Genomic DNA, 7,983 nt, shown 5'->3' with positions numbered 1-7,983 from the left:
CCGTGGAAACTGTAATTTCTAATGCCGGAAACGACAGTTTCCCGCCTGGAAACGGGAAGTTAATGTATACAATAAACTTTTGCCCTCCTGGAGAATTGGCTTATGCAAGGCTTATACTGTGTTGCAGATACTTTGATCTGCAACCTATCTGCAACAGTATCTGCCACGCTCCAACTACTTATTAACTAGTGTATTACACGCGTTTGGTTGCAGGTGGCAGATGTTTTCATGTTTTTTCAACTTTATGGAGGAGGATTATGCATCAAAATTAGGGTCACAAGCGTAAGTCATAAACTAAATTCACCTCTGTGTCCTCCGTGTCCTCTGTGGTGAAAATATTATTCCATGCTCTTTAGCCATGCAATTTCTTCTTTCCATTTACTTTCATCCGGTGTTTCTAGTATCAGCGGCATATTATCGAATCTCGAATCTTGCATCAATCTTTCAAAAAATGCTTTTCCGATCAATCCTTCACCAATACTATCGTGACGGTCTACATGGGTGCCCAGTGCTTTTTTTGAATCATTCAAGTGCATACCGCGAAGGTAATTGAATCCCACTTCCTTGTCAAACTCATCAAATACCTTATCATATTCATTGACAATATCATAACCGGCGGTATAAGTATGGCAGGTATCGAGGCAAACACCCACCCGGCTCTTGTCGTTTACCCGGTCGATGATATATTTCAGTTGCCAGAATTCGCTACCTAGATTACTTCCTTGCCCGGCAGTGTTCTCAATAACGGCTGTTACGCCTTTTGTTTTTTCTAAAGCGATATTAATACTTTCTGCGATGAGCGACAGGCAATCCTCTATTGAAATTTTGTTGAGAGAACTGCCTGGATGGAAATTTAAAAGTTTCAATCCAAGCAGTTCGCAACGTTGCATTTCATCCAGAAAAGCGGCACGGCTTTTTTGAAGTCCCTCTTCTTCCGGGTGTCCCAGGTTGATAAGATAACTGTCATGTGGCAGGATATATTCCGGCTGAAAACCGTATTTCTTGCAATTCTCTTTAAAGAGACTGATACTTTCTTCTGTTAAAGGTTTGCTTACCCATTGGCGTTGATTCTTGGTGAATAACGCAAAAGCATTTGCTCCTATTTCATGCGCATTAACGGGGGCGAACTCTACGCCCCCGGACGCGCTTACATGTGCTCCGATATATTTCATGGTTACTTCTTTATTTAATATTACTCTGCAAATATAACGTTTTTATAGGAGTATATGTTTCTTCATCTAAAGCGGGGAGAAATTAAATCTCAAAATCCGGTAAATAGTCTATCAGGACTTTAGTAACCTGTTTGCCTTTTACCTGATCTGTGACTATCGTTGCACCTTCCTTTTTACCGGCATCATAGTTTAAAGAAACCTTTTCCGTTTTATTGCTTACATAGATGGCGGCTTTCCCTTTTTCTGTCAGGTTACAAGTTATAGTCCAGTCGCCTACCTGAATGGTATTACCTTTGCGAACTACCTGCATATCCGGGCGGTTCTTCCCATGTGTATCCATCACTGTCAGGAAACGGGCGGTTTTACACGGAACTGTTGTAGAAGAGAAATGCCAGTGATTAGGATATTTCAACGCTTTCCCTTGTGCGTTCGTCACATTTTTCCAGTTGGTTGGCGCACAGAAGAAAGTATCTACCATCGCTTGTTCCGTTTTTGCCGAACTGAAAAGATGGGCAACAGAAACACCCCCGGCTTTATTCTTACCAATAACTTTCACTTCATCCGTCAGTTCCTGTATTTCCATAGGCAGTTCTACGGTATGTAAAAGATAACTCCATGTTACGGCTTCTTTTCCTTCCAATTCATCATAAATCACAAAAACTCCGGTAGTTCCCAATTGGATGATATGACGGCGGAACATATCCAGCTTGTTCTCATCCCATCCTTTTTCGGGCGTATATTGCGTACCGGATAATTCGCCACGTTTCAACCATAGGGGAGAAGTCACTTTACCATAAGCATTGGAAGCGTCTCCTGCCATGTAAGCGATTTTCTCTCCTTCATACCACCGTGGAATCCAGCCATATCCTTCTGTCCCGATCTTCTGCGTCATTCCATTCACCAAAATACTGTTGTGCGCACGAGTATTACGGTAAGAATACATACAATGATCGTCTGTAAAACCAGTGCGATGTCCGCTACTGTAAAAAATGGCTTTACCTCCGTAGAATGTATTGAAAGCATTTTGATTGGCTAGTGCATGGGAAGTGGAACCGTAGGAACTGGAACGGAACGACAGCATTGCATTCTTATCTATGTCTCCCAAAGAAGTATTCATCGTACCGATTCCCGTTTCATTGAATACTTTTGCCATTGGTAATTCTGCAAGAGTAGGGCCTTCTTTGGGAAGTGCTTTCTTTGTTATACAGCGATACCAGGTCAAGTCTCCGGATTTTCCGAGGAAAGTCTTTTCCATAATATCCGGTTCTTTCTGCAAAATAGTGCGTACATAAGCGGCTGCCCATGGATTGTTACATTCGCGTGCCAAGGCATCTGCATACCCTACTCGTGTACCGTTTGGCTTCAGCTTACTTTCATGTGAGTTTCCTTGCCCGGCGGATTTCGAGAATGGAGGCTGTTGATAGATGACGTAGAACGCATTGTTGTTATACCAGGGATCAGCAAAGAAATCGAATCCGCTGATACGGGAATAAAAAGCAGGAACTTCAATCAATGTGCGGAGATTGACTTGGAAATAAGAATCTCCATTGTGCCATCCTCCATCCGTGTTGAGGCCCGGCAGACGGGATACCCACTCATTGTAGCAATAATCCACCCAGGTGGAAGCCATCGGCAGTTCGCCATACGTAGCAAACGCAGCCATATTCAGGATACGGAAAGTCATTTGCCAAACATGGTTATCAGCAATACGGTTTTCTAAGTGATTGACATATTCATGGTAGAATTTCTTTCCATTTTCACGAATCGTTCTTAAGAGTAGTTTCTTTTCATCCGGAGTCAGCAGGTTATACCATGCGTCATACGCGGAAGTACTCATAGACAAAATGGTGGAACGGTTGAAATCTCCCGCAAAGTACTTACTGTTCTTCCATGAAAGAATTTCGGAAAGACGCTTTATACCTTCTTTGTAGTATACCTCGTCTTTCGTTAGCAAGTAAGCACGTACCATGGCTTCGATATTCGCTTCTTCCCGGTCTACAATCTTACGACTTTCCCGAATCAGAGCGGAACGATATTGAACGATGTTTGTCAGCTTGACAACCTGGGTCGTATCAATTTCTTCTTCCAAATGTTTCAGCGGATGATTCAGACATTTATCGGCTTTCCGGATGTAAGCCTGTGCTTCCGGATTGTTTTTATTCCGTTCGATGATATTGTCCCAATCTTCGGCATCAAGCAAGATGCGGGGGTGCGTCTTGGGTAATTTAGCTAACACCTCTTGTAGAGAAGGCGGGTTGAATGTACGTATATGCTCGTCTATATAAAAATGAGAAACGGGCGACCATTCTTCTTTTCCATCCTTGTCAACGTAGGCATATTGCCAATACCATTTTCCTTTTTCAAACAGTTTGAATGGGTTGAAAAAGGCCCATTTCCTTTCAGCGGTTATCACTTCCGATTTGAATTCCGGGTCGCGTGCAATCCGGATGCGGTAAGTCACTTCCGGTTTGTAGTCTTCTTCTTCCACTCCGTCCAATACGGCCCCCAAGTGAGGAAATTTGTCCGGCCACATGAAACGAGGAGGGTTGACAGTGATATGCTGCCCGTCCAGTGGTGAAGGCGTTTCGCGGACCTCGTGCATCAAAGTCTGTTGAGTCAGGCGCATGATTCCTTTTTGCGCATACCCGTTGGCGGATAGCAGAATGGTGAACAAGAGAAAAATAGATATTCGTTGTTTCATCATATAACTTTGCATTTTTTTATTCGTCGTTTGTTGTTCAGCGTTCAACGTTGTTTTTGAACAAGTCTTTCAGACGAACGGTCTTGTTATTAATCAGTGGGCATGCCCAAAAACCGATAAAGGTGATGTATCCTACGAAAACAAGGATAAATAGCATACCTGTGCGGAGGGATGTTGCATCTGCCAGCGTACTCACAATCATCGGACCACCGGCACCACCGACGATTGCCGAACATAAAATACCGGCGAATGAACCGTGATGCTGTGAAGCAGAGTTCAAAGCCAATGAGAATACGATGGAATACATCATGGAAATACTAAATCCGACAGCAGGGAAAGCGATCATAGCTACTTCCTTGCTTCCGAATAATGCCGATAATAATAGGATGATGGTCAGGATTCCGGAGATTTGCAGCAATCGCTTGCTGTCAATCAACTTGAGTAGAATCATACCTACGAGACAGCCGGCTGTCATCAATCCCCAGAAATAGCTCACGGCTTGCGCACCATCAGTTTGCGGATTGACTCCGTGGTATTGTTCCAGGAAGGTGCTCATAAAGATAGAAGTTCCCTGTTCCGTGCTTACGTAGCAGAAAATCCCCAGGAAAAACAACCATACATATTTCTGTTTGAACAAAGCCAGATATGAATCTTTGGACCCGCTTTTCTCATCTTCTTTCAATTCGATCTTGGGAAAGCGGGAGACACCAACGGCAATCAGCATGACTAACAACAGGATGGTAAATACCCAGTAAAGAGATACCCACGGCATTTCTCGTGGGGTGATATCGGCCAACAAGTCGATAAAGAAACCTTTCCCGGCTGTATAGGTTGCCGGGTCAAGTTCACGAATCAGATAAGTATATACCAGAGGACTTAGGAAAGAAGCGATGCCAAACATGAATTGTGCCAGTTCGGCTATAAATGCATAGTTTTCTTCTCCTCCTACAGTACGCTGGAGCGGATTCAATACAGTTTGCAACATGGCCATTCCTAATCCGATGATGAAAGAAGAAGCTAATAACATCGGATACGTATGCATACAGGCAAACAGGATGGTGCCGATGAACGGCATCAGGAAGCCACCGAATAATACCGGTTTTTCACCGAAACGGTCAATCAGTAATCCGGCAGGGATAGACATGATGGCGTATGCTAGGAAGAAAGAGGTCGGGATAAATCCCGCCATCGCCAGGTCACTTAGATTGAAGTTGTGGATAATATCCGGAATAAGTGGTCCCAGAATATTAGTAATAAACGAGATGGTGAACCAGAACGCCATAATCAGCGCCAACATTCCTAAATTCTTTCTCATAATTTAATCAGGTTTGGAGCAGATAATTGAGTAAATACAAGTGACGCAGCTCCAATACTTCCGGCCTTGTTTCCAAGAGCGGCAGCTATGATTTGAGTATTCACAGCACAGTCGGGGATGGCATAACTACGTGCTTTTTCGCTTACTTTCTGAATGTAAAAGTCTCCTGCTTCGGAGAGCCCTCCACCAATCACAATCTTTTGCGGACTGAAGATATTAATAAAGCCTGCAATTCCGTGTCCCAGAAAGTCACAGTGTTCTTCCAATGATATTTTTGCAATCGAATCTCCTTGTTTATAAAGGCGGACAATCAATTCTCCGTTAATTTCTTCATTCGGGTAGGAGATACCTGCGTCTATTATTCGTTGACTGAAGCGGCGTACCAAAGCAGAAGTGGAAGCATAGTGTTCCAGACAGCCGACAGAACCGCAAGCACACGGTTCGCCATTGGCAATGAGAGGCACGTGTCCCAGCTCCGTTCCCCGGTTGGCATAACCGTTGAACAATTTGCCGTCGATGACTACTGCACCGCCAATACCCGTTCCTACCGTCAAGAAAACAACATGAGTGGCTCCCTGACCGGCTCCGTACATTGTTTCTCCCAGTCCCATCAGATTGGCATCATTTCCCAATAAAGCCGGAAGTCCGGTTTCCGTTTCAATGCGGTCTGCCAAGTGAATGTTTTCCCAGCCGTTGATATTTTCCGCACCTCCTAAAACAATACGGTTCGTACAATCCACAATGCCCGGTGTTCCGATTCCTATACCATCAATTTTGTAGTCTTTTTCCTGTGCAAAGGCTTTCACTTCATTGATAGCAGTAACCAACTGTCCGATGACAGCTTCTGCTGATACATCGGCTTTCGACGGTAACTTCCCTTGAAAGTAAAATACGCCTTCATTATCAATAAGGGCGTATTTTACTGAAGTTCCGCCAAGGTCAATTCCTATAGCGTATTCTTTCTCCATACCACGTTAATACTTAATACTTGATACTTAATACTTAAAAACTACACTCTTTCCGCCCAAATCGGTGAACTCCAAGCCCATTGTCCGTCACGTTGGCGAACGCGTACATAGTAGTAATCCGTATCTCGCTGCGGCTCTTTATCTTCCATGTAATGTTCCAGAGTGAAACAGCTTTCCGGCATGGCACGATTGAAGAGAATAGCCTCGCTCAACCAACCGATCATGAAGTGTGAACGTGAACCTTCAAGCAACTCGCCCAACGTATGTTCAAACTTCTTGCCATTGAATTCGGCAATGACCTTACCGTCTTTTGGCATTTCCACATCAAGGATTACAGCTTGCATGGCTGCTGTAGTCGTATTCGGATTCTTGCTGCTGTACATATCCAGTTCGGTTTCCTTGTTGCCAACGGATACAATACGGTTGACATGTGTGTGGAATTCAGTTTCACCTTCTTGCGGAGAAGTGAATGCTGCGCCACGGAAACAAGGAGTTACACTATGAATCTGCCCTTTGTCTACCGACAGTTTGCCCTGCCAATGTACGTATTTCTCTTCACGATTCCAACCAAAATCAACTTTAACTTTGCAACGTACCGTATCACCTTCCGGAGCAACGGGAGTCAACGGACCGCTCATACGAGCCAAAATCTGCCCGTTCTTTACAATATCTACGTAGTCGATACAGCTTTCACCCGTGACATTCAGATAGATACGACGGCTGTTACCGCGAACTACATCACCCATGAAAGCATCGTTGAGGCGGAAGTCGATAATAATCTTATCACCGGTTGCGGCACATACATGACGGGTACGTAGAGCTTCCCAAATGGCATCGCGAGTCAGTGACGGAGCCAAAACACCGATGCGTCCGTCACCATAGCTTCCCGGATAACCGGAATGCTGGTCGGTGGAAGCCATGATACCAAACTTATTGCCCAATTCAAGACCATATTGAATGGTTCCTTCCCATTGGCGTGGTCCCATATCATGCAAATAGGGGTAGTCTCCCTGATCGCTTTCTGCCAGACCGTGACGGGAATACATTTCTACGAATGGAGTAATATCTCCTTCGGTAAAGCATTTCCAGTTGTAACCGCGATAACCACCCTGATAACCCATGTGGTGCGGGGTAACGAATACTTTATGTCCTTTTGCTTTTTCTTTCCAGTCCTCGATTGAAGTACATTCTACAAGTGGTGCGTCCAAATCATAGTTCAACGCAACATGATCTCCATGTTCCATGCTATGAGCTTCGTACCCTACAAAAGTCAGGAATTCACCTTCCTTGTTATACTCATTTGTCATTTTTACGTACTTCTCATAACCGCCTTCACGCAAACGCTTGAAAGCTCCCGTGTGGTAATCGATTACCCATTTCAGGCGGGGATCATCTGCTCCGGGAATATCCGGCCACATAGCATGAGGAGTAACACTAACAAAATCCAATTGTCCTTTCGCTGCTTCAAAAGCATCGCGCATGTCGCCGTGTCCGTATGTGATGTTACAGTGGTTGTGTAAGTCGCCCCAATACATTTTGAGGTTGCTGGCTGATGGCATAATTTTCTTAGCCTCTTTGCTTCCTGCTGCGCAAGAACCGAGCAAGCTGCCCGAAGCTGCCAGTCCGAGGAAAGACCAGCCTGTGTTTTTTAAAAACTTTCTTCTATCCATGATATAATTGTTTTTGGTTAATCTTTATTTATATAAATGGGAATTTATCGGTTAAATGAGAATTTATCGGTTAAATGGGAATTTTGCAGTTAGGCTGAAAGCCTTACAATTATATATTTATTGGGGTGCCCTGAAAGGGCTTAATTACATAGCGTAG

The 7,983-nt window shown here is 44.2% G+C and carries 6 protein-coding genes; 1 reads left to right on the top strand and 5 read right to left on the bottom strand.

Going from position 1 to position 7,983, the window contains the following annotated elements:
* A partial coding sequence (locus tag KTR06_RS24070) for a hypothetical protein (protein ID WP_217290880.1) occupies positions 1-185 on the top strand: 185 nt, incomplete at its 5' end.
* A gap of 153 nt (positions 186-338) precedes the next feature.
* Here the strand turns inward: KTR06_RS24070 and nfo are convergent.
* From nfo to KTR06_RS24045, 5 genes are all read right to left on the bottom strand, one after another.
* Positions 339-1,172, bottom strand: a complete 834-nt coding sequence (gene nfo, locus KTR06_RS24065; protein ID WP_151934621.1) for a deoxyribonuclease IV — start codon at positions 1,170-1,172, stop codon at positions 339-341.
* Positions 1,173-1,254: 82 nt separating this feature from the next.
* Positions 1,255-3,876, bottom strand: coding sequence for a DUF4962 domain-containing protein (locus tag KTR06_RS24060; RefSeq protein WP_217290879.1), 2,622 nt, complete (start codon positions 3,874-3,876; stop codon positions 1,255-1,257).
* A 34-nt stretch (positions 3,877-3,910) separates the two neighbouring features.
* Positions 3,911-5,188, bottom strand: coding sequence for a sugar MFS transporter (locus KTR06_RS24055; RefSeq protein WP_165450653.1), 1,278 nt, complete (start codon positions 5,186-5,188; stop codon positions 3,911-3,913).
* Positions 5,185-6,156 (bottom strand): ROK family protein, encoded by a 972-nt coding sequence (locus KTR06_RS24050; protein ID WP_151923892.1) that lies wholly within the window; start codon positions 6,154-6,156, stop codon positions 5,185-5,187. Before KTR06_RS24050 ends, KTR06_RS24055 begins: the two co-directional genes overlap by 4 nt.
* Positions 6,157-6,197: 41 nt before the next feature.
* Complete coding sequence (locus KTR06_RS24045; protein ID WP_192923135.1) at positions 6,198-7,826, bottom strand: Tat pathway signal sequence; 1,629 nt, start codon at positions 7,824-7,826, stop codon at positions 6,198-6,200.
* Positions 7,827-7,983: the final 157 nt, after the last annotated feature.

Origin of the sequence: Bacteroides sp. MSK.20.12 (genome assembly GCF_019052435.1) — a bacterium.
Lineage (GTDB): Bacteria > Bacteroidota > Bacteroidia > Bacteroidales > Bacteroidaceae > Bacteroides > Bacteroides xylanisolvens.
This window is presented reverse-complemented; position numbering and strand designations above follow the sequence as displayed.